The 19,235-nt window shown below is 68.6% G+C and carries 21 protein-coding genes; 8 read left to right on the top strand and 13 right to left on the bottom strand.

All coding sequences use genetic code 11. The annotated features are described in order from the left end of the window. Nucleotides 1-15: 15 nt before the first annotated feature. On the bottom strand, nt 16-609 hold the full coding sequence (locus ACFUEJ_RS12490; protein WP_175404307.1) for a TetR/AcrR family transcriptional regulator: 594 nt from the start codon (nt 607-609) through the stop codon (nt 16-18). A gap of 181 nt (nt 610-790) precedes the next feature. Here ACFUEJ_RS12490 and ACFUEJ_RS12485 point away from each other — a divergent pair, with 181 nt between their 5' ends. From ACFUEJ_RS12485 to ACFUEJ_RS12475, 3 genes are all read left to right on the top strand, one after another. Continuing rightward, nucleotides 791-1,546: a DUF6882 domain-containing protein gene (locus tag ACFUEJ_RS12485; protein ID WP_058251413.1), complete on the top strand. Its 756-nt coding sequence runs from the start codon at nt 791-793 to the stop codon at nt 1,544-1,546. A 53-nt stretch (nt 1,547-1,599) separates the two neighbouring features. Beyond that, complete coding sequence (locus ACFUEJ_RS12480) at nt 1,600-2,091, top strand: nucleoside deaminase (RefSeq protein WP_058251228.1); 492 nt, start codon at nt 1,600-1,602, stop codon at nt 2,089-2,091. 80 nt (nt 2,092-2,171) lie between these two features. Then, nucleotides 2,172-3,116, top strand: coding sequence for an alpha/beta hydrolase family protein (locus ACFUEJ_RS12475; RefSeq protein WP_058251229.1), 945 nt, complete (start codon nt 2,172-2,174; stop codon nt 3,114-3,116). A 68-nt stretch (nt 3,117-3,184) separates the two neighbouring features. Here ACFUEJ_RS12475 and purD read toward each other — a convergent pair whose 3' ends face one another. From purD to ACFUEJ_RS12460, 3 genes are read right to left on the bottom strand one after another with little or no spacing between them, the layout of a single operon-like run. Continuing rightward, a complete protein-coding gene (gene purD, locus ACFUEJ_RS12470) occupies nt 3,185-4,438 on the bottom strand; it encodes a phosphoribosylamine--glycine ligase (protein WP_175401151.1) in 1,254 nt (417 codons plus the stop codon). Nucleotides 4,439-4,492: 54 nt separating this feature from the next. Next, the gene (locus ACFUEJ_RS12465) at nt 4,493-6,571 is read right to left on the bottom strand and encodes an ArnT family glycosyltransferase (RefSeq protein WP_388029684.1); all 2,079 of its coding nucleotides are present in this window, start codon (nt 6,569-6,571) and stop codon (nt 4,493-4,495) included. After that, nucleotides 6,568-7,833 carry a glycosyltransferase gene (locus ACFUEJ_RS12460; protein WP_388029681.1) on the bottom strand — a complete coding sequence of 422 codons (1,266 nt, stop codon included), beginning with the start codon at nt 7,831-7,833 and terminating at the stop codon, nt 6,568-6,570. The genes ACFUEJ_RS12465 and ACFUEJ_RS12460 overlap by 4 nt, the downstream gene beginning before the upstream one ends. A gap of 135 nt (nt 7,834-7,968) precedes the next feature. On the opposite strand from ACFUEJ_RS12460, the gene ACFUEJ_RS12455 reads away from it, so the two are divergent. Further along, nucleotides 7,969-10,089, top strand: coding sequence for a RecQ family ATP-dependent DNA helicase (locus ACFUEJ_RS12455; RefSeq protein ID WP_388029680.1), 2,121 nt, complete (start codon nt 7,969-7,971; stop codon nt 10,087-10,089). 91 nt (nt 10,090-10,180) lie between these two features. On the opposite strand, the gene ACFUEJ_RS12450 is transcribed toward ACFUEJ_RS12455, so the two are convergent. Continuing rightward, nucleotides 10,181-10,606 (bottom strand): HIT family protein, encoded by a 426-nt coding sequence (locus ACFUEJ_RS12450; RefSeq protein WP_004020640.1) that lies wholly within the window; start codon nt 10,604-10,606, stop codon nt 10,181-10,183. Between the two features lie 200 nt (nt 10,607-10,806). Here ACFUEJ_RS12450 and ACFUEJ_RS12445 point away from each other — a divergent pair, with 200 nt between their 5' ends. Then, complete coding sequence (locus ACFUEJ_RS12445) at nt 10,807-11,802, top strand: DNA adenine methylase (RefSeq protein ID WP_388029727.1); 996 nt, start codon at nt 10,807-10,809, stop codon at nt 11,800-11,802. Between the two features lie 17 nt (nt 11,803-11,819). Continuing rightward, a complete protein-coding gene (locus ACFUEJ_RS12440) occupies nt 11,820-12,659 on the top strand; it encodes a hypothetical protein (RefSeq protein ID WP_388029677.1) in 840 nt (279 codons plus the stop codon). Here the strand turns inward: ACFUEJ_RS12440 and ACFUEJ_RS12435 are convergent. The 4 genes from ACFUEJ_RS12435 to ACFUEJ_RS12420 form a co-directional block, all read right to left on the bottom strand. Next, nucleotides 12,656-14,137: a sensor histidine kinase gene (locus ACFUEJ_RS12435; RefSeq protein WP_388029724.1), complete on the bottom strand. Its 1,482-nt coding sequence runs from the start codon at nt 14,135-14,137 to the stop codon at nt 12,656-12,658. The genes ACFUEJ_RS12440 and ACFUEJ_RS12435 overlap by 4 nt on opposite strands. Then, nucleotides 14,130-14,852, bottom strand: a complete 723-nt coding sequence (locus tag ACFUEJ_RS12430; RefSeq protein ID WP_165630597.1) for a response regulator transcription factor — start codon at nt 14,850-14,852, stop codon at nt 14,130-14,132. Before ACFUEJ_RS12430 ends, ACFUEJ_RS12435 begins: the two co-directional genes overlap by 8 nt. A 93-nt stretch (nt 14,853-14,945) precedes the next feature. Continuing rightward, entirely contained in the window at nt 14,946-15,632 is a 687-nt protein-coding gene (locus tag ACFUEJ_RS12425; RefSeq protein ID WP_311277740.1) for a DUF899 family protein, read from the bottom strand. Nucleotides 15,633-15,718: 86 nt separating this feature from the next. Next, entirely contained in the window at nt 15,719-15,931 is a 213-nt protein-coding gene (locus ACFUEJ_RS12420) for a hypothetical protein (protein ID WP_388029672.1), read from the bottom strand. 157 nt (nt 15,932-16,088) lie between these two features. Here ACFUEJ_RS12420 and ACFUEJ_RS12415 point away from each other — a divergent pair, with 157 nt between their 5' ends. After that, on the top strand, nt 16,089-16,328 hold the full coding sequence (locus ACFUEJ_RS12415; RefSeq protein WP_065631505.1) for a three-helix bundle dimerization domain-containing protein: 240 nt from the start codon (nt 16,089-16,091) through the stop codon (nt 16,326-16,328). Nucleotides 16,329-16,365: 37 nt separating this feature from the next. Here the strand turns inward: ACFUEJ_RS12415 and ACFUEJ_RS12410 are convergent, their stop codons facing one another. Then, nucleotides 16,366-16,728: an Rv2640c family ArsR-like transcriptional regulator gene (locus tag ACFUEJ_RS12410; RefSeq protein WP_211539014.1), complete on the bottom strand. Its 363-nt coding sequence runs from the start codon at nt 16,726-16,728 to the stop codon at nt 16,366-16,368. Between the two features lie 101 nt (nt 16,729-16,829). Between ACFUEJ_RS12410 and ACFUEJ_RS12405 the strand changes: the two genes are divergently transcribed. Then, nucleotides 16,830-17,315 carry an ArsI/CadI family heavy metal resistance metalloenzyme gene (locus ACFUEJ_RS12405; RefSeq protein WP_137810476.1) on the top strand — a complete coding sequence of 162 codons (486 nt, stop codon included), beginning with the start codon at nt 16,830-16,832 and terminating at the stop codon, nt 17,313-17,315. Between the two features lie 61 nt (nt 17,316-17,376). Here the strand turns inward: ACFUEJ_RS12405 and ACFUEJ_RS12400 are convergent, their stop codons facing one another. Genes ACFUEJ_RS12400 through ACFUEJ_RS12390 form a run of 3 tightly spaced genes read right to left on the bottom strand, consistent with a single transcriptional unit; the run spans nt 17,377 to nt 19,227 of the window. Continuing rightward, entirely contained in the window at nt 17,377-17,787 is a 411-nt protein-coding gene (locus tag ACFUEJ_RS12400) for a low molecular weight phosphatase family protein (RefSeq protein ID WP_226512472.1), read from the bottom strand. Continuing rightward, nucleotides 17,780-18,868: an ACR3 family arsenite efflux transporter gene (gene arsB, locus ACFUEJ_RS12395; protein ID WP_388029668.1), complete on the bottom strand. Its 1,089-nt coding sequence runs from the start codon at nt 18,866-18,868 to the stop codon at nt 17,780-17,782. The genes ACFUEJ_RS12400 and arsB overlap by 8 nt, the downstream gene beginning before the upstream one ends. Further along, nucleotides 18,865-19,227: a helix-turn-helix transcriptional regulator gene (locus tag ACFUEJ_RS12390; protein WP_226512470.1), complete on the bottom strand. Its 363-nt coding sequence runs from the start codon at nt 19,225-19,227 to the stop codon at nt 18,865-18,867. The genes arsB and ACFUEJ_RS12390 overlap by 4 nt, the downstream gene beginning before the upstream one ends. Nucleotides 19,228-19,235 lie beyond the last annotated feature (8 nt).

The following is a 19,235-nucleotide window of genomic DNA, read 5'->3' as shown; positions in this document are numbered from 1 at the left end:
GGACACTCCGTCCGGTCACTCCCGTGGGGCGAGGACGTCGACGACGTCGAGCAGGGCGTCGCGCACCGCGTCGACCGGTCGTACGGCCGTCTGGGACAACGCTCCCACGATCGCTCCGTCCTCGATGCCGATCAGTTGCGCGATGTGCGCCGGATCGGCGACCCGGTGCGACTTCACCAAGACCTCGCAGTGGTGGAACGCCAGCGATTGCCCCCGGCTCGCGACGACCTCGCGCAGAAGCGGATACCGGGCCGCGAGCGCGATCATCTCGTACCGCGCGGACAGTTGCTGGAGGGTGGTGTCGGAACCGACGAAGACGTCGGCGAGGGCACCCGCCGTCGCCGTGCTGCCCCGGTGCCGGCGCGGAAGAGCGTTGCAGCGGGCGGCGACTGCGGTCTCGTCGTGCGCGCACAGATAGGCGGCGGCCTCGGCCATCAGGTCGTCGAGGGAACCGAAGTAATAGGTGGTCGACGCCAGCGGTAGTTGCGCGCGCTCGGCCACCGCGCGATGACGCACCGCATCGAAGCCTCCTTCGAGCAGCAACTCGCCGGCAGCCTCGATCAGTCGAGACCGCCGCCGCGCACCCTTCGGTGTCGCCGCCGAGGTCATCATGGGAGTCAATGCTGCCAAAGGGCCGGTACCGTCGTATCGCTTTCACCAAAGCGATACACGCCCAGGCGGATTCCCGTATAAGCCCGCTGACCTCGGCGGAATGCCCGACGGCGGTCGGCCGTCAGTCGGACGTCGGACAGAGGGGTACGACGACCACACCCGCGGTTACCGTGACCTCATGCAGTTCGACGGCCTCCATGCTGTCGCCGATTACGCGGCGCTCTACACCTGTCTGCGGCAGGTCGCGTTCGCCGACTTCCTGCGCGAACGGCTCGGTAGCTTCGAGTCGCGCTGCGACCCGGCGGAGCGGTCCGTCGTCTTCACCTCGACGGCCTCGTCCGACCCGGACGGGCACCGCGACTGTGTCCGTTCACGTGCCACCCTGATCGCGGTCATCGAATCGGACGCGATCGTGTGGGGGTGGGCCCATCCTCGCGGCGAACCGGCGGGTCCAGCCGCCGCGCTGCGCGACGTCGGCGCCCGATTCGGCGTCGATGATTTCGCCGTTCCCCGGGTGTCGTTGCCGCCCAGCCTCTCTCGCGACCAGATCGCCGACTACCGGACGCAGGCGATCGACATCGTGGCCGCGGCCGCGGTCGAGAGCACCGGGATCAGTCCGTACTGGACGGCACAGCACGACGACGGGGATCTCGCGGTGTACCTCCTCGACGACGTCGCGCTGCCCGAACCGACCTTCGCCGACTTCGCCACCACGATGCCGACGGTGATGAGATCACTTGCGGTCAACGATCATCGGGTCGCGATCCACGGGATGGCCGCGCGACGCGGCTGGCACATCAGCTGGCGCACCGGCTCCGACGGCGGCCGGTCGCCGATCTGCGACGTCACCGACGGCGAGTCGGTGGCGCACGTCGAGTTCGACCGGCGCGCGCGGCCCGTCGACTTCAGCTGTGAACTCGTCGGGCAGGCCTGAGACACTCGCCGTTCGCCCCACGCCGGCGTGCGGAACCGTGCGACGATCGGGACATGTCCCCCGACAGTCACGAGGACCCCGACATCACCCATCTCCGGCAGGCGATCGACCTCGCCGCCCGGGCCCGGACGCGCGGCGACCACCCGTTCGGCTCACTGCTTGTGGCGCCGGACGGCAGCGTGGTCGCCGAAGCGATGAATTCCGTGGACACCTCGGGTGACCCGACCGGGCATGCCGAGACGAACGTCGTCCGCGCGGTCGGGCACCTCGATCTCGACACGCGCGCCGAGCTGACGCTGTACACCAGCACCGAGCCGTGCGCCATGTGCGCCGGCGCGATCTACTGGGCCGGGGTCGGGACGGTCGTCTACGCGCTCGGCGAGGACGACCTGCGGGAGATGACCGGCGACGATCCCGCCAATCCCACGCTGGCGATGCCGTGCCGACGGGTCTTCGAGGCGGGCAGTCGGCCGATCGTGGTACGCGGTCCGTTCGCGATCGACGCCGCACACGAGGTCCACGACGGTTTCTGGCAGCACAGCTGAGAGGAATTCCTCACAACGGTGCGCGTCGGGAGCCATTCCGTTGCGGCGGGACGGGGGTCGGCCATTACCCTGTTGACTCGATGACCCGAGTGCCACCCCTCCCCAGCAATCCCGACGAACACGCCCGTGCGTTCGTCGGGCGTCGTGCTGTCCTGGCCGCCGGCCTCGGCGCCGCCGCCCTGGGGGTCGCCGCGTGCTCGGGGTCGACCCCGCCGACGTCGGTGGAGCCCCGCAAGCTCGAGGGTCGGGCCGACGATGAACTACCGGTCGAGGCGTCGCCGCCACCGGTCACCGGCGGCCCACCGCTGATCACCGGCAGCTTCCGCTCGGCGCGCATGGCCGGGCGTGACACGCGCTGGGCCGTCGCCCGGCCCAACGGGGTGACGGGCACCCTGCCCGTCGTCGTCGTGCTGCACGCGCTCAACACCAACGAGAAGTCGATCTTCGGGCCGAAGCTCGAGATGCAGTCGGTGATGCAGCAGTACGTCGACGCCGGGAACGCGCCGTTCGCGCTGGCCGCCGCCGACATCGGGCGCAACTACTACCACCGACGCACCGACGGCGCCGACGGGGGCGCGATGATCCTCGACGAGTTCCTGCCGATGCTCGCGAGCAACCCCGACCTGGACCTGTCCACCGAACGCATCGGCCTGTTCGGATGGTCGATGGGCGGGTACGGCGCGTTGCGCCTGGCGGCCATGCTGGGTTCGCCGCGTGTCGCCGCGGTCGCGGTCAGCTCCCCCGCGATGTGGGCCGACCCGCGCAACTTCCCGCCGCGCGCCTTCGACGGCCTCGCCGACTACCAGGCGAACTCGCTGTTCGGGGCCCAGCCGAAGTTCGCGAAGATCCCGCTGCTGATCAACATCGGCTCGAGCGACCAGTTCTACACCTACACACGGCAGTGGGCCGCCGGACTCCGGCCACCGGCGGCGTTCGGGACCGCGGCGGGTGGTCACACCAATCGCTACTGGCGCAGCGTCCTGCCCGAGCAGGTCGAGTTCCTCGGGCGGAACCTGGCGGTCTGAGTCGACCGTCATTCCCTATTTCGTTCTCGCTCAACCGATTTCGGTGAACGGGAACGAGGGAGCGAGACTCAGATGCTGATCCGGCCCTCGAGGGCGTTGCGGCCGATGTCGCGGCGGAAGTGCGAACCGGGGAGCTTGATGTTCGCGATCCGCGCGTAGGCCTGCTCGCGGGCTTCGGCGAGATCGGCGCCGGTGCCCACCACCGCGAGCACCCGCCCACCCGAGGAGACGACGGCGCCGTCGGCGTTGCGCGCGGTGCCGGCGTGCAGCACCCCGTCGGTGTCGGCACCGGTGATGAGGTCGCCGGTTCGCGGCTTGCCGGGGTAGTTCTCCGCGGCGACCACGACGGTGACCGCGGCCCCGTCGCGCCACTGCAGCGGCGGGAGGTCGGCGAGGGTGCCGGTGGCGGTCGCGTGCAGCGCCTGCCCGAGCGGCGATTCGAGCAGGGCCAGCACCGCCTGGGTCTCCGGATCGCCGAAACGACAGTTGAATTCGACGACGGCCGGCCCGTCCGACCCGATCGCCAGGCCGGCGTACAGCAGGCCGGAGAACGGGATGCCGCGTCGAACCATCTCGGCGGCAACGGGTTTGACGACCTCGTCGACGATGCGCGTGGTCATCTCGGCGGGCAGCCAGGGCAACGGCGTGTAGGCACCCATCCCGCCGGTGTTCGGTCCGGCGTCGTCGTCCCCGACGCGCTTGTGGTCCTGGGCGGGCAGCAGGGGCACCACGGTCTCGCCGTCGACGAGGCAGAACAGCGACACCTCCGGCCCGTCGAGGAAGCTCTCCAGCAGGACGGGGTGGCCGCTCTCGAGGCACTCGGCCGCGTGATCGCGGGCGACGTCACGGTCCGCGGTGACGACGACGCCCTTGCCCGCGGCCAGACCGTCGTCCTTGACGACCCAGGTCGGGCCGAACCGGTCGAGTGCGGCGTCGAGCCGGGCGGGATTGTCGACGATCTCGGCGTGGGCGGTCGTGACCCCCGCGGCCTTCATGACGTCCTTCGCGAAGGCCTTCGACCCCTCGATCTGCGCGGCCTCGGCACTCGGACCGAAGGTCGCGATGCCGGCCGCGCGCAGGGCGTCGGCGACCCCGAGGACCAGGGGCACCTCGGGACCGATGACCACGAGGTCGGCGCCGATCTCGCGTGCCAGCGCGACGACCGCGTCGCCGGAGACGGCGTCGACGGGATGGTTCGTGGCGATCGACGAGGTGCCGGCGTTGCCCGGGGCGACGTGCAGGTCGGTGACCGCCGGATCGTTCGCCAGACCGATGAGGAGGGCATGTTCGCGGCCGCCCGAGCCGATCACGAGTACGCGCACGTCCATGACTCTAAACGCCGGTACCCGTGACCGCCCAAACGGTGTCGGCGCCGGTCAGCTCGTGGGCTGGGTGAGGTCGTACAGGGTCACGCCGTCGACGGTTGCGGCGGTGAAGTTCTCCTGCACCCAGGTGCTGATCTGCGACGACGGTTGCGACGAGTTGCCGCCCATGCCGCCCCCCATACCGGGACCAGAACCGCCACCGATGAAGTAGTGGATCTTCTTCGCGGCCACGAGCTGCTGGAATTCGGCCAGGGTCGGCGACGGATCGCTGCCGTTGAATCCGCCGATCGGCATCACCGAGTGTCCGGTCTCGAGCTGGTAGCCCGACGCCGACATCGAGCCCACGGCAGCTGCGACCCACGTGTACTCGTCGGCGTCGGCGGTGAGCCTGTCCACGAGCGCCGCCGACGGCGTCGAACCACGGAGCAGTCCCCCGGCGGCTCCGTCGCCACCGCGACCGCCCCCATCCTGTTGACCCATACCGGGCATCCCCTGCCCGGGTGCTCCCGATCCCTGCGGTGGCATGCCGGGCATGCCCCGTCCGCCGGGACCACCCGGGCCACCTCGTCCACCCGGCCCACCGCCACCGGGACCGAATTCGCCCTCGACGCGCGGTCCGGCGGTGATGATGGATCCGCTCTTCTCGGTCGCGATGGTGTCGACGGTGTAGGCGACCGGCCCGGCCAGGCCCGCCATGATGGCCCCGATGAGCGCTGCGGCCGCGACGGTCCGACGCTGGGTGAAGACCATGGCCACCGCGGCGAGGAGTCCCACGACGAGGACCGCGTATCGCAGCCACGGCACGAAGTCGGGTGTGCGATCGAGCAGGACGAAGCCCCAGATCGCGGCGGCCGCGACGGAGATCCCGAGCGCGATCCGCACCCACAGGCGGTCCCGGTGCGACCAGCACACCGCCGCGCCGCCGGCGACGACCGCGGCGACCGCGGGAGCCAGTGCCGCCGTGTAGTACTGATGGAAGATCCCGGCCATGAAGCTGAAGACACCCATCGTGACCAGCAGCCACAGCGCCCAGACGACCAGATACGCACGGCGCGGGTCGGTTCGTCGGGCCCTGCCGATCAGTACGAGTGCCACGGCAGCGAGGATCAGGCCGGTCGGGATGAGCCAGGCGATCTGACCGCCCTGCGCGGGTTCGAACATCCGCAGCCAGCCGGTCTCGCCCCACGCGCCGCCCCCGCCGCCGGGGCCACCCGGTCCACCGCCCATGCCCTCCATCGCGTTTCCCCCACCACCGGGGACGACGGCGCCGGTCTCGTTGCCGTTGAGCCGGCCCAGGCCGTTGTAGCCGAGGGTCAACTCGAGGATCGAGTTGTTCTGCGAGCCACCGATGTACGGACGCGACGACGCGGGCCACAGCTCGACGGCGAGAATCCACCAGCCGGCGCTGACGATCATCGCGCCGAGCGCGGCGAACAGTTGTCCGATCCGGCGCAACCAACCACGCGGCCCGAAGGCGAGGTAGGTGACCGCCAGCGGCGGCACGATCAGCATGACCTGGAGTTGCTTGGTGAGGAAACCGAAGCCGACGAACACGCCGGTCAGAACCAGCCATCGCCACCGTCCGTCCTCGAGTCCCTTCATCATCGACCAGACCGCGGCGATCATCAGCAGGATGAGCAGCGCCTCGGGGTTGTCGAAGCGGAACATCATCGCCGCGACCGGTGTCACCGCGAGGGTCACCCCCGCGACGATGCCGGCCCAGTGGCCGAAGTACTTCCGGGCGATCACGTAGAGCAGCGCCACCGAGGCGACGCCCATCAGCGCCTCGGGCACCAGGATCGACCACGGGTTGACCCCGAAGATCCGGGCGCTGAGCCCCGGAATCCACAGCGAGGCAGGAGGTTTGTCGACCGTGATGGAGTTCGCCATGTCCGACGACCCGAAGAACCAGGCCTCCCACGACTGGGAGCCGGCCTGGATGGCAGCCGAGTAGAAGGAGTTGGCCCACCCGTTGATCGACAGGTTCCACAGGTAGGCCACCGTGGTGCCGACCAGTAGCGCCGCCAGCGAGAGACGTTCCCAGATGGCACTTTTCGCCGGGGATCGCGTCACTCCTGACGAGTCCGCGGGCGCAACGGAGCCCGCCGGGGAGACGAGGGTGGTACTCATGCGGCAACCTCCGTGTGGTGAGCGGGTGCCTTGCGGAACACCCAGCGGAGACCGACGAACCGGGTGAGCGTCGCCACCAGGTTCGCGATCACCAGGATCATCAGTTCGATGTGTTTCGTCGCGTCGGGGGCGACGGTGTGGAGAACGAACAGCGCGCCCGAGGTGACGACCCAGCCGAAGAGGAAGACGCCGAGGCCGAAGAGCTGGTGGCGCAGGGCGTTGTCGCGTCCGCGGATGCCGAAGCTGAAGCGCCGGTTGGCGGCGGTGTTGAGGACCGCGGTGATCGCGAGCGCGACCACGTTGGAGACCTGGGCGCCCAGGAACGAGTGCAGCGCCAGGAACAGGACCGCGTAGGCGAGCGTCGAGGCCACGCCCACCACGCAGAAGCGGGCGAGCTGCCCGACCATGCCCGTCGGCACCCCGTCGAGCTGTGGTCCCGCGGCCCGGTCGCGGCCGATGGAGGCGCGCAGCTGGGCGATCGGCAACCGGCCCATGGCGAGTGCGAGCCCCACGCGCGCACAGCCTTTCAGATCCGCGATCGCGGTCGGCACGATGTCGACGGTGCTGTCGGGGTCGTCGACCCAGTCCACCGGCACCTCGGCGATGCGCAGACCGATCTGCTCGGCGAGCACGAGCAGTTCGGTGTCGAAGAACCAGCCGGTGTCGGCGACGAACGGCAGCAGTTCGCGGGCGATGTCGGTGCGCATGGCCTTGAATCCGCACTGCGCATCGGAGAACCGGGCGCCCATCGCAGTGCGCAGCATCAGGTTGTACGAGCGGGAGATGAACTCGCGCTTGGGTCCCCGGACGACACGTGCGGACCGGCTGAGACGAGTACCGATCGCGATGTCGGAGTGCCGCGAGACGAGCGGTGCGATGAGTGGCATGAGTGCGTTGAGATCGGTCGACAGGTCGACGTCGCAGTAGGCGACGATCTCGGCGTCACTGTGCTGCCACACCGCGCTCAGCGCGCGGCCGCGTCCCTTCTGCTCCAGATGGACGACGCGCACGCCGTCGATTTCGTCCGCGAGTGCGGCGGCGATCGCGAGGGTGTCGTCGGTGCTGGCGTTGTCGGCGACGGTGATGCGCGAGGCGTACGGCACGTGGAGACGCAGGTGGTCGGCGAGGCGACGCACGGACGACGCGATGTCGGCCGGTTCGTTGTAGACGGGGACCACGATGTCGAGTATCGGGTTCGGCGTGGAACTGTCGATGAGTGTGTACATCTGCGCCGTCCGGGCCGGCGGTGCTTCTGGGATCATGCGTACAACCTTCGGTTCCCAGCCTCTCGTCACTCTGCGCGCGAGCTGTCAGGTTCCTGTGAACGGATCCCCCGCGCGAACGGGGCGTGTGGACGGCGTCATCGGCGTGTCCGAGGGCGCATCTACATTGGGCACATGGCCGCAACCCTCACCCCGGATCAGCTGACCGCCGCCAATCGCGTGATCACCAGCCTGGCCGGTGAGGGCGCCGCCCTGCGCGACGACCAGCTCCGGGCCGTGACCGCGCTGGCCGGCCGACCCGCCGATCCCACCGAGCGCGGCGCACGGGTCCTCGTGGTCCAGGCGACGGGATGGGGCAAGTCGGCGGTCTACTGGTCGGCGACCGCGATCATCCGGGCGGGCGGCGGTGGGCCGACCCTCATCGTGTCGCCGCTGCTGTCCCTCATGCGTGACCAGGTCTCGGCCGCTGCCCGCGGCGGGTTGTCGGCGGCCACCCTCAACTCCTCCAACGTCGACGAGTGGTCGATGATCGAGGCACAGCTGCGCGCCGGTGATCTCGACGTCCTACTCGTGTCGCCGGAGCGGCTCGCCAACCCGGGTTTCGGCCGCCGCGTCCTCGACGCCCTTGCCGGCAACCTGGGTCTGCTGGTCGTCGACGAGGCGCACGCGGTATCCGACTGGGGTCACGATTTCCGCCCGGACTACCGTCGCGTCGCCGACGTGCTGCGCACCGTCAACCCGACGACGCCGGTCCTGGCCACCACCGCGACCGCCAACGCGCGTGTCACCTCCGACGTCGCCGCTCAGCTCGACGCCGACACCGCCGGCGAGCCCACTCTCGTCCTGCGCGGGCCGCTGGCCCGAAAGTCCCTGCACCTCAACGTTCTCGACGGACTCTCCCCGGTCCAGCGGTACGGCTGGGTGGCACAGTCGCTGCCCGCCCTCCCGGGATCGGGCATCGTGTACGTGCTGACCGTCGCCGACGCCGACCGGCTGGTCGAGGCCATCCGGGCGGTCCACGGCGACGCCCTCGCGGTCGCGGCCTACACCGGTCAGCTCGACGCCGACCGCCGCCACGAACTCGAAGACGCGTTGCTGCGCAACGAGGTCAAGGCGCTGGTCGCGACGTCGGCGCTCGGAATGGGTTACGACAAGCCCGATCTCGGGTTCGTGGTGCACGTCGGGTCACCGCCGTCGCCGGTCTCCTACTATCAGCAGGTCGGCCGTGCCGGCCGTGCCCTCGACGACGCCGTCGTCATGCTCCTGGCCTCGCAGACCGACCACCGGATCTGGGATCACTTCGCGACCGCGACGATCCCCGACCCGGACAAGATGCGGGACCTGCTCGCCGCCCTGGAGTCCGCCGACGAGCCGCAATCGGTCGTGCAACTCGAGGCCGCGACCCGATTCCGTCGCACGCGAATCGAACTGATGCTCAAGCAACTCGCGGTGGACGGCGTCACCGACCGGACCCCCGACGGGTGGGTGGCCACCGGCAAGCCCTGGACCTACGACGCCGAGCACTACGACGGCATACTCGCCGTGCGGCGTCGCGAGGCAGACATCATGCGCGCCTACATCGCGGGCCGCACGTGCCTCATGCGGTTGCTGACCGAATCCCTCGACGACCCGCAGGCCGCAGACTGCGGACGCTGCTCGGTCTGCCGGGGCGCCCTCAGCGAAGGACTCCCCGATTCGGTCGACGCCGAGATCGTCCGCACCGTGACCTCGACGCTGCGTCGCAAGGCCCAGACCCTGGACCCCCGCAAGATGTGGCCGGGCGGCGAATTCGGGCGTCGCGGAAGAATTTCCGCCGATCTCCTGGCCGAGCCGGGTCGTGTCCTGGCCCATGCCGACGCCCCGGAGTGGGTCGAGGTGCTGGCCGCGGCCCGCAACGGCGACGAGCGCGCGCTCGCAGAGTTGGGCGACGCCGCGGTTGCGACCCTGGCCGCGTGGGTGCGCGACACCGGCATCCGGGCCGACGTCATCGTGTCGCTCCGTCTGACCGGCACCGTCCTGGCCGAGACCCTGGCCGACCACCTGCGGAAGGTCGGGAAACGCGAGGGCGACAGCTTTTCCGTGCGCATGGGCGATCCGCCCACCGACGCGACCGGCGCGGTCGAGGCCGCGTACTGGCGCGACCACCTCGGCGACCCGCCCGACGTCGCGGGCCGCGCCGTGCTGCTCGTGGTCGACGCCAACGGCTCGGGCTGGCCGATCACCCTGGCCGCCGCCGCCCTCCGCGAGGCCGGCGCCACCGCGGTGCTACCGCTGCTGATCCACCGGACGGTGTGAGCCCTCCGCAAACCCACCCCTTTTCGGCATACCCAGCACCCTGACGAGGGGTGGGTTCGCCGAAAAGTGGTGGGTTTGCCGGACGGTGGGGTCAGTCGGCGACGTACTCGCCGTACCCGAGCGAGCGAAGGCTCGCGCGGATCTTCTCGGCCGCGGCGTCGAGGTCCTCGGGACGGGCGTTCTTGTTCGCGTTCGCGAGGTCGAAGGTCTGCATCGAGAGCGCCGGGAACACGTGGACGTGCACGTGCGGGACTTCGAGGCCGGCGATGAGCAGGCCCATCCGCGGCGCGTCGAAGGCGTCCTTCACCGCGCGACCCACGTTCTGCGCGACGGCGCTGAGGTGCGCGAACGCGGCGGTGTCCATCTGCTCCCAGTGGTCGACCTCGGCGCGGGGAACCACCAGGACGTGACCGGGCGTGACCGGTTCGATCGTGAGGAACGCGACCGCCTCGCCGTCCTTCCAGACGAATCGACCGGGGAGATCGCCATTGATGATCATGCTGAAGACCGATGCCATGGGCCGAGTCTAGGTGTTGCGGGCGTCGCCACGGTGACGCGGCGGACGACGGCGAGTGTTGTCCCGGGATGTCGGGGGTCCATGACATTCTTTTCGGTGTGAGTGGGCCAGAATCATCCCGGGCGGGACGCACCTCCCGAGCCGTCGTCGGATCCAGCGACGTCCTGGCCCGCGCCCAACGGTTCCCCCGCCTCCGGTACATGGGATCCAAATACCGGCTGCTGCCCCACCTCGAACGCACCTTCGCCGACATCGGCGGGTCCACCGCGGTCGACGCCTTCTCCGGTTCCGGGGTGGTGTCCTACCTGCTGAAGGCGCAGGGCTTCGAGGTCGTCAGCAACGACTTCCTCAACTTCCCGCACATCATCACCCGCGCGTCGGTGGCCAATTCGAGTGTCCGGCTCGAGCCGGACCTGATCGAGGCCATCTGCGGTCCGCCCGCCGACGATCGCGATTACATCTCGCGGACGTTCGACGGGCTGTACTTCACCACCGAGGACCGTGCGTTCCTGGACTCCGCGTGGTCGCACATCGACGCACTGCGCGGTTACCGACGTGATCTCGCGATCGCCGCCCTCGTCCTCTCGGCCGCGCGCAAACAACCCCGTGGCGTGTTCACCTTCACCGACTCGACGCGTTACGCCGACGGTCGTCGCGACCTGACGATGTCGCTGCGCGACCACTTCCGTCTGCGGGCGGCCGCGGACTACAACGCCACCGTGTTCAGCAACGGACGCAACAGCCGGAGCGTGCAGGGCGACATCTTCGACCTCGAATTACCCTGGGTAGCACCGGACCTCGTGTACCTCGATCCCCCGTATGCCCCGCCGACCGACGACAACGACTACATCAAGCGCTACCACTTCCTCGAAGGCCTGTCGGCCTACTGGCGCGGGATGAGCATCATGGAGAACACCAAGACCAAGAAGCTGCCGAAACGCTTCACGCCGTTCGCCTACAAGCGGACGATCGAGGACGCGCTGCTGCGTACGTTCGAGCATTTCGAGGACGCCGGCGCCATCGTGCTGTCGTACTCGTCGAATGCGTTGCCGGGCAAAGATCGCATCGTCGACCTGCTCGGGAAGGTCAAGCCGTCGGTGGAGGTCATCGCGATCGACCACAAGTACAGCTTCGGCACCCACGCGGCCGCGACCCGCCGCGACGTGAGCGAGTACCTGTTCATCGGCCGGGACTGAGCGGACGACTCTCCACGATGAGCACCGCGGGCGACTTCGACGACTATCTGCAATCGTTGGGACGGTTGACCTCTCACGTCGACCCGACCGCGTCGACGCCGGAGGCCGAGCGGATCACCCAGGCCACGGCGCGTCTCGGTGAACTGCTCGACACCGACATCGCGGGACTGGCGGCGTGGGTGCGCGACAACCCCACCGATGTCCCTGTACTGGGGCTCGCCGTCGGGCTGTCCCAGGAGAAGCTGAAGAACGCCCTGCGCGACCGGTTCGACACCAGCGGCTGGCATGCATTGGCGCGCGCACAACCGGTCGAGCTGGTGACCTGGCTCGACACCGAGTTCGACCTGGTCCGCATGCTGCGCACCCAGCTGTCCCGCACGTTCACCTTCGCCGACATTCTCGTGGCCCGCGCCGGCACCCGCGCCACCGCCACCCGCGCGGGCGCATCAGGCCGGCGTATCGAGGACGAGATCGAGGACATCGCCCGCGACATCGGGCTCGACTACGTCACCCGCTCGCGGTTCGCGGGACGCAACGGCCGGACCGCGCCCGCCGACCTCATCGTCGGCGACCCGTCGTCGGCCGACATCGTGGTGGCGGCCAAGGGTTTCGACTCGACGGGTTCCAAACTCACCGACGCGGTCCGTGAGATCGAGGAGATGGCCGAGGTGCGGCTGCCGACCCAGCTCGTCCTCGCGGTGATCGACGGGATCGGTTGGAAGTCACGGCAATCCGACCTACGCCGCATCCACCAGCTGTGGGTCAACCGGCAGATCGACGGGATGTACACGCTCGTCGGACTCGACCGGTTCCGCGACGACGTCACCGAGTTCGCCACGTTGCGCCGGTTGATCTAATCGGCCTCCGCGAGCGGTAGGCGCACCCAGAACGTGGCTCCCACACCGGGGCTCGTGTCCACGCCGACGCGGCCGCCGTGCGCGGCGACCAGTGCCGCGACGATCGAGAGGCCGAGGCCGCTACCGCCGCCGGAGCCGCGATGTCGGGACGAGTCGCCGCGGTAGAAGCGCTCGAAGACGCGCTCGGCGTCCTCGGGCGAGAGCCCGGGCCCGGTGTCGGCGACGGTCAGCACCGCCTCCCCGGGGCTCGCGGCGTCGTCGACGCTCACCCCGACCGTGATCGAGGCGTCCGCCGGGGTGTGGTTCACGGCGTTGCCGATGAGGTTGCGCAGCACCTGGACCAGGCGGGGCCCGTCGCCGAGGACGACCGGCGGCCGATCGCCCGGGACGACGTCGAGCCGGATCTCGCGCTCGGGGGCGGCGACACGGGCGCTCTGCACGGCATCGGCGGCCAGACCGAGGAGGTCGACAGGAGTCGAATCCAGCGGCCGCTGCGCGTCGAGTCGCGCGAGCATCAGCAGATCCTCCACCAGCAGGTTCATCCGGCCGGCCTCGTCGTCGATGCGTCGCATCGCGTCGGTGACATCGGGCAGATCGGGGACATCGGAGACGCCGCTGCGCGAATAGAGTTCGGCGAATCCCTTGATGGACGTGAGCGGGGTCCGCAGTTCGTGGCTGGCGTCGGCGACGAAACGGCGCATCCGCTCCTCGGAGGCGCGGGCCTGCTGTTCGGACGCGGCGGTCGAGGCGAACGCATGCTGGATCTGGCCGAGCATCCGGTTCAGCGAGTCCGACAGACTGCCGACCTCGGTGTTCGGCGGTGCCGGCGGGACGCGCCGTGTCAGATTGCCCTCCGCGATCTCGTGCGCGGTCTCCTCGACCCGGCGAAGCGGGCGCAGGCTCGTACGGACCAGCACGTAGCTCAGCACCCCGATGAGCAGGACGACCAGCGCGCCGATCGCGAGCTGCAGCCAGATCAGCCTGCTGACCGTGTCGTCGATGTCGGACATCGGGGTGGCCACGATGGATCTGCCGAAGCTGTTGCTGTGCTTGATGACCCGCCACTGCGGCCCGTCCCCGTCGATCGACGGGACGGTGACGGGTCCGGCGTTGTCACCGGTCAGTCCCCTCAGGTCGGGTGCGTCGTCGAACTGGTTGTAGACGTTGTCGGCCGACATCCCGCCGGGCCCGTAGACGACCGACTCGACGTAATAGGGCGACGGCGGCCGACGCGGCCCGGGCGGGCCGGGGCCGTCGCCGAGGAGACCACGGGGTTCGGCCCACGTGCGCACCGAGTTCTCCAGCCCCTCGTCGGCACGGGAGATCAGGTCCTGCCGCATCGACGAGGTCACCGCGACACCGGAGGCGAGGAGTCCGATGGCGACGAGCAACACCGTCAGCGCCACCAGCGAGACCCGCAGTGGGACACCGCGCTTCGGCGTGCGACGGCCGGTACTCGTCACCGTCGCATCAGTCACGGGGCTCACGCATCACGTAGCCGACCCCGCGGAGGGTGTGGATGAGTCGCTTGTCCCCGGTGTCGAGCTTGCGCCGAAGGTACGACACATAGGATTCGACGACGTTCACCTCGCCGCCGAAGTCGTAGTTCCAGACATGGTCGAGGATGCGCGGCTTCGACAACACGGTGCCCGCGTTCACCATGAAATAGCGCAACAGCGTGAACTCCGTCGGCGAGAGGGCCACCAGCTCGCCCGCCTTGAACACCTCGTGGGTCTCGTCGTCGAGTTCGATGTCGGCGAAGGTGATCTTCGACGACGCGCGCTTCTGGTCGTCGAAACCGCTGCGGCGCAGCAACACCTGTAACCGGGCGACGACCTCTTCGAGACTGAAGGGTTTGGTGACGTAGTCGTCCCCGCCGATGGTGAGGCCGTTGATCTTGTCCTCCACCGTGTCGCGCGCCGACAGGAACAGGGCCGGCGCCTCGACCCCGTCGGCACGCAGCCGGCGCAGCAGTCCGAACCCGTCCATCCCCGGCATCATCACGTCGAGGACGAGGACGTCGGGTTTGGCGATGCGGCATCGGTCAAGGGCCGCCGGACCGTCGGCGGCGGTCTCGACCTCGTAGCCCTGGAACTTCAGCGACACCGACAGCAATTGACGGATGTTCTCCTCGTCGTCGACCACGAGGACCTTCGCGCCGCGCGTGCTGTTCTGTTTCGCCACTTCACTCACACGACCAGAGTCCCAGCCGGCCCTGGAACCTCACTGTAGGCACGCTGGGAGATTCCTGTGAACGCTGACCAGCGGGTTCTGCGCGGCCGGGGGTCACGCGTCGGGGTCACCGTACGCGGCGGCCATCTCCTCCGAACCGCGCCACCGCGAGTAGGTCGGGCTCTGCGGCCAGCCGTCCGGGGAATCCTGCCACTCCTCCTGGCGTCCGTAGGGCAGGACGTCGAGTAGTCCGAAGGTGAATCCGAGTTGTTCGGTACCACGACCGGTCGAGTGCCAGGTGCGATACACGGTGTCACCGTCTCGGAGGAAGACGTTGAGGGCGAAGCCTTCGCCCGGGGCGGCGTCGACGTCGGCGGAGAAGGTCGTACCCGCCGACGAGTACCAGTCCATGCGGTTTCCGACGCGCCGCTTGTAGGCGAGGATCTCGTCCATCGGCCCGTGCGTGATGATGACGAACCGCGCGTCGTAGTCGGCGAGGTAGTCGAGCCGAGAGAACTGGGTGGTGAACCCGGTACAACCCGGGCACTGGAACCGGGCGCCATCGGTCCACATGTGGTTGTAGACGATCAGCTGTGACCGTCCGTCGAAGACGTCGACGAGTCGAATCGGCCCGTCGGGCCCGGTGAGGACGTAATCGTCCATCTCGACCATCGGGAGTCGACGACGCTGTGCCGCCACCGCGTCGAGTTCGCGGGTGGCCGCCTTCTCGCGGCGGCGTAGGTCGGCCAGCGCCGCCGCCCAGGTCTCGCGGTCGGCTACGGGTGGGAGTGCCGCGGTCATGACGAAGCCTTTCGCTCGGTGGTGAGAACAGTCCACCGGGTCTGACCCGCGCCCGTGGCGGAATTCATCGGAAAGGGGGCACAGCTCTACGAAGGGGAAAGGGCGTACGTGCTCTGGAGTCGGCGCACGTGTTCGCGGACCTCGTACAGTTCCCGGCGCGCTGCTCGCTGCGCCTTCTCGCCACCGACACCGGCCTGCAGCCGGTCCACGAGCGAGTCCGCGACGCGTTCCAGCTCCTCGACCAGCACCCGCGCCTGCGCCTGCGCGGCCGGGTCGATGGGTCGCTGTGACGGAACCATGGGTGTCATCGTAGGTTCTCCGATCGTCAACCGCCCACGATCATCAGCGGTGCGTACGGGCCGGTCGAGATTGAGTCTCGATGGCGGCGAGATGAACTGTCAGTGAATCCATCCGTCGTGACAGTCGACGTTGTCGCATTCGCACTAAATTGTGTGCATGGATGCTAATGACGAGCGGCGTCAGATCAGCGAAGTGCAGGACCGGCTGATCGGCCTCTACTCGCACCGACGACCAGAAGACGTCGCCGCCGCGGTCGAGCAGGCCTACGAGCACTTCAGCGGGACCGAAGTCCGCGACTTCGTGCCGCTGCTGGTGGAACGTCGCGCCAACAAAGCACTGGGCGGCACCGACGTGATGGCCGACCCGACCACTGTCCCGCCGCACGTCGGGGAGTGAGCCGGGCCGGGGTCGCGTCCGTGGGAGGTCCCGGTGGTCAGCAGCACCCGGTGGTCGCATTGAGTACCTGGCGCAGCGCTTCCAGAGACTCTGGCCTCGGGCGGTAATAGACATTCATCCCGCGACGTTCGGGGGAGACCATCCCGGCCTTGCGTAGTTGACCCAGGTGATGGCTCGTCGTTGCTTCGGTGAGCCCGACCGCGGTCGCGAGATCGCAGGTGCAGATCCCGTCACCGCCGTCGGCGAGAAGGATCGAGACCAGTCTGATCCGCACCGGATCGGCAAGAGCCTTGAGCCGCAACGCGATCTCGAGAGCCGTGGCGTCGTCGAGTGGCGCTGCCGACACGGGCGCACAGCAGATGGGTGCGCTGATGTCGACCATCGGCAGGGTCTTGGGCATGGTCCGACCCTACCGGCTGTATTGACATATGTCGAAAAGGTGGCATTCTGCAAGAACGTCCGGATTTGACATATGTCTCACAGGTGAAGGTGGTTCCCCTCATGTCCCGCATGCAACTCGCACTCAATGTCGATGACCTCGATACCGCGATCGAGTTCTACTCCAAGCTGTTCGACACCCCGCCGGCCAAGCGAAAGCCCGGATACGCGAACTTCGCGATCGTCGAACCCCCGCTGAAATTGGTGCTCCTCGAGAATCCGGGTCAGGGCGGCACGATCAACCATCTCGGGGTGGAGGTCGAATCGAGCGAGACGGTGCATGCCGAGATCGCCCGACTGTCCGGCGAGGGCCTGTTCACGCAGGAGGAGATCAACTCCACCTGTTGTTTCGCAACGCAAGACAAGGTGTGGGTCACCGGTCCGAGCGACGAAAAATGGGAGATCTACACCGTGCTCGCGGACTCCGACACCTTCGGAACCAGCCCGAAGCTGTTGGCCGAGAGCGGTGTCGACGAATCCGCCGAGGGGTCGGTGTGCTGCGGCGGTAGCGCCACCGACCCCGCCGACGCTCGCACAGCCTGCTGCTGACCGAGCGTCGTCGTTCCTGTCAGTGCGTGGAACGCCGCCAACCCACCACCGTTCTGAACGCTCACCGCTCCAAGCGGTCGGCGAGGGCGCGGATGCGGGTGGTGATGTCGTCGCGGATCAACCGCATCCGTTCGAGGCCGTCGATGCCTCGATCGGAGGGTTCGTCGGTGTTCCACACCTCGACACTCACCCCGTCGGGCGGGGTGACCTCGGCGGTGCCGACCACCACGACCAGGTCCGCGGCTCGCATCATCTCGTCCGTGAGCTGTCGTGGCCGGTGTCCGCCGACGTCGGCTCCGACCTCGGCGAGCACCTGCGCGGACAGTTCATTGACCACGCCACCGATCTTCGCACTGGTTCCGGCGGACGACGCCGCGATCCGGTCGGTGACCGTCACCGAGAGACGTTCGGCCATCACGGATTTGCCACGGTTGCTCACGCACACGAACAGCACATTGATGAGGTCAGACATGGCGCGCGGGCTCCCCGGTCGAGTCGGGTGTTGTAGAGAACCGTTTCCGCAACGCGAGGGACACGTACACGAGGGCGACGAGGACCGGCACTTCGATGAGCGGTCCGATGACCCCGGCCAGGGCCTGGCCGGAGGTCGCACCGTAGGTGGCGATCGCGACGGCGATGGCGAGCTCGAAGTTGTTGCCCGCGGCGGTGAATGCCAGGGTAGTGGTGCGCTCATAGCCCAGTCCCATCAACGCGCCGAGCACGAACCCACCGCCCCACATCACCGCGAAGTAGATCAGCAGCGGCAGAGCGATACGCGCGACGTCCGAGGGCTGCGACATGATCTGCTCACCCTGCAATGCGAACAGGATGACGATGGTGAACAACAAACCGTAGAGGGCCCACGGCCCGAGGCGCGGCAGGAACGCGGACTCGTACCACTCACGCCCCCTTGTCCGTTCACCGATCCGGCGGGTCAGGTACCCGGCGACCAGCGGGATGCCGAGGAAGATCAGGACCGACTTCGCGATCTGCCACGGCGAGGCGTCGATGGTCGTCTGTTCGAGGCCGAGCCAGCCAGGCAACACGGAAAGGTAGAACCAGCCCAGCACGGCGAACATGATCACCTGGAATACCGAGTTCAGCGCGACCAGGACGGCAGCGGCTTCGCGGTCGCCGCATGCCAGGTCGTTCCAGATGATGACCATCGCGATGCAGCGGGCCAGCCCGACGATGATCAGTCCGGTCCGGTACTCCGGCAGGTCCGGGAGCAGGAGCCAGGCCAGCGCGAACATCAACGCCGGGCCGATGATCCAGTTCAGGACCAGCGACCCGAGCAGCAGGCGACGGTCGGCGGTGACCGAGTCGAGTCGGTCGTAGCGCACCTTGGCCAGCACCGGATACATCATGATCAGCAACCCGAGTGCGATCGGCAACGAGATGCCGTCGAGCTCGACGGCCGCCAGCGCGTCGCCCACGCCGGGAACACTGCGGCCCAGCAGCAGACCCACCACCATCGCGGCGCCGATCCACACCGGCAGGAACCGGTCGAGCATCGACAGCCTGCCCGCGACGGCGGCTTCCGTGACGTTCATCGTCCGGCCTCACACGAACGTGCTTCCCCCAGGACCGTGGCGAGACAGCCGAGCAGCCCCGACAATTCTTGTAGTGCAACAGAGTTCACGCGGTAGTACACCCAGGTCGCGCGTCGCTCGCTCGTCACCAGACCGGCTTCGCGCAGCACTCTCAGATGGTGCGAGATCGTCGGCTGCGAGAGGTCGAACGGTCCGGAGATGTCGCACACGCACGCCTCACCTCCCGGATGCGCGGCGATCTCGGACAACAACCGCAACCGGACCGGGTCCGCGAGTGCCTTCAACGCCGGAGCGACGGTCTCCGCCTCGTCGGTCGTCATGCCGCGGGAGACCGTCGCCAGCAGGTTCTGGTTCGACATTCATCAAT

Origin of the sequence: Gordonia sp. NPDC057258 (assembly GCF_042668985.1) — a bacterium.
GTDB lineage: Bacteria > Actinomycetota > Actinomycetes > Mycobacteriales > Mycobacteriaceae > Gordonia > Gordonia hongkongensis.
This window is presented reverse-complemented; position numbering and strand designations above follow the sequence as displayed.

Bases quoted from the DNA above. Each gene is read 5' to 3' on its own strand.
- ACFUEJ_RS12490 (WP_175404307.1), bottom strand. From the start codon at position 609: ATGACCTCGGCGGCGACACCGAAGGGTGCGCGGCGGCGGTCTCGACTG.
- ACFUEJ_RS12485 (WP_058251413.1), top strand. From the start codon at position 791: ATGCAGTTCGACGGCCTCCATGCTGTCGCCGATTACGCGGCGCTCTAC.
- ACFUEJ_RS12480 (WP_058251228.1), top strand. From the start codon at position 1,600: ATGTCCCCCGACAGTCACGAGGACCCCGACATCACCCATCTCCGGCAG.
- ACFUEJ_RS12475 (WP_058251229.1), top strand. From the start codon at position 2,172: ATGACCCGAGTGCCACCCCTCCCCAGCAATCCCGACGAACACGCCCGT.
- ACFUEJ_RS12465 (WP_388029684.1), bottom strand. From the start codon at position 6,571: ATGAGTACCACCCTCGTCTCCCCGGCGGGCTCCGTTGCGCCCGCGGAC.
- ACFUEJ_RS12460 (WP_388029681.1), bottom strand. From the start codon at position 7,833: ATGATCCCAGAAGCACCGCCGGCCCGGACGGCGCAGATGTACACACTC.
- ACFUEJ_RS12455 (WP_388029680.1), top strand. From the start codon at position 7,969: ATGGCCGCAACCCTCACCCCGGATCAGCTGACCGCCGCCAATCGCGTG.
- ACFUEJ_RS12450 (WP_004020640.1), bottom strand. From the start codon at position 10,606: ATGGCATCGGTCTTCAGCATGATCATCAATGGCGATCTCCCCGGTCGA.
- ACFUEJ_RS12445 (WP_388029727.1), top strand. From the start codon at position 10,807: ATGGGATCCAAATACCGGCTGCTGCCCCACCTCGAACGCACCTTCGCC.
- ACFUEJ_RS12440 (WP_388029677.1), top strand. From the start codon at position 11,820: ATGAGCACCGCGGGCGACTTCGACGACTATCTGCAATCGTTGGGACGG.
- ACFUEJ_RS12425 (WP_311277740.1), bottom strand. From the start codon at position 15,632: ATGACCGCGGCACTCCCACCCGTAGCCGACCGCGAGACCTGGGCGGCG.
- ACFUEJ_RS12420 (WP_388029672.1), bottom strand. From the start codon at position 15,931: ATGGTTCCGTCACAGCGACCCATCGACCCGGCCGCGCAGGCGCAGGCG.
- ACFUEJ_RS12415 (WP_065631505.1), top strand. From the start codon at position 16,089: ATGGATGCTAATGACGAGCGGCGTCAGATCAGCGAAGTGCAGGACCGG.
- ACFUEJ_RS12410 (WP_211539014.1), bottom strand. From the start codon at position 16,728: ATGCCCAAGACCCTGCCGATGGTCGACATCAGCGCACCCATCTGCTGT.
- ACFUEJ_RS12405 (WP_137810476.1), top strand. From the start codon at position 16,830: ATGTCCCGCATGCAACTCGCACTCAATGTCGATGACCTCGATACCGCG.
- ACFUEJ_RS12400 (WP_226512472.1), bottom strand. From the start codon at position 17,787: ATGTCTGACCTCATCAATGTGCTGTTCGTGTGCGTGAGCAACCGTGGC.
- arsB (WP_388029668.1), bottom strand. From the start codon at position 18,868: ATGAACGTCACGGAAGCCGCCGTCGCGGGCAGGCTGTCGATGCTCGAC.
- ACFUEJ_RS12390 (WP_226512470.1), bottom strand. From the start codon at position 19,227: ATGTCGAACCAGAACCTGCTGGCGACGGTCTCCCGCGGCATGACGACC.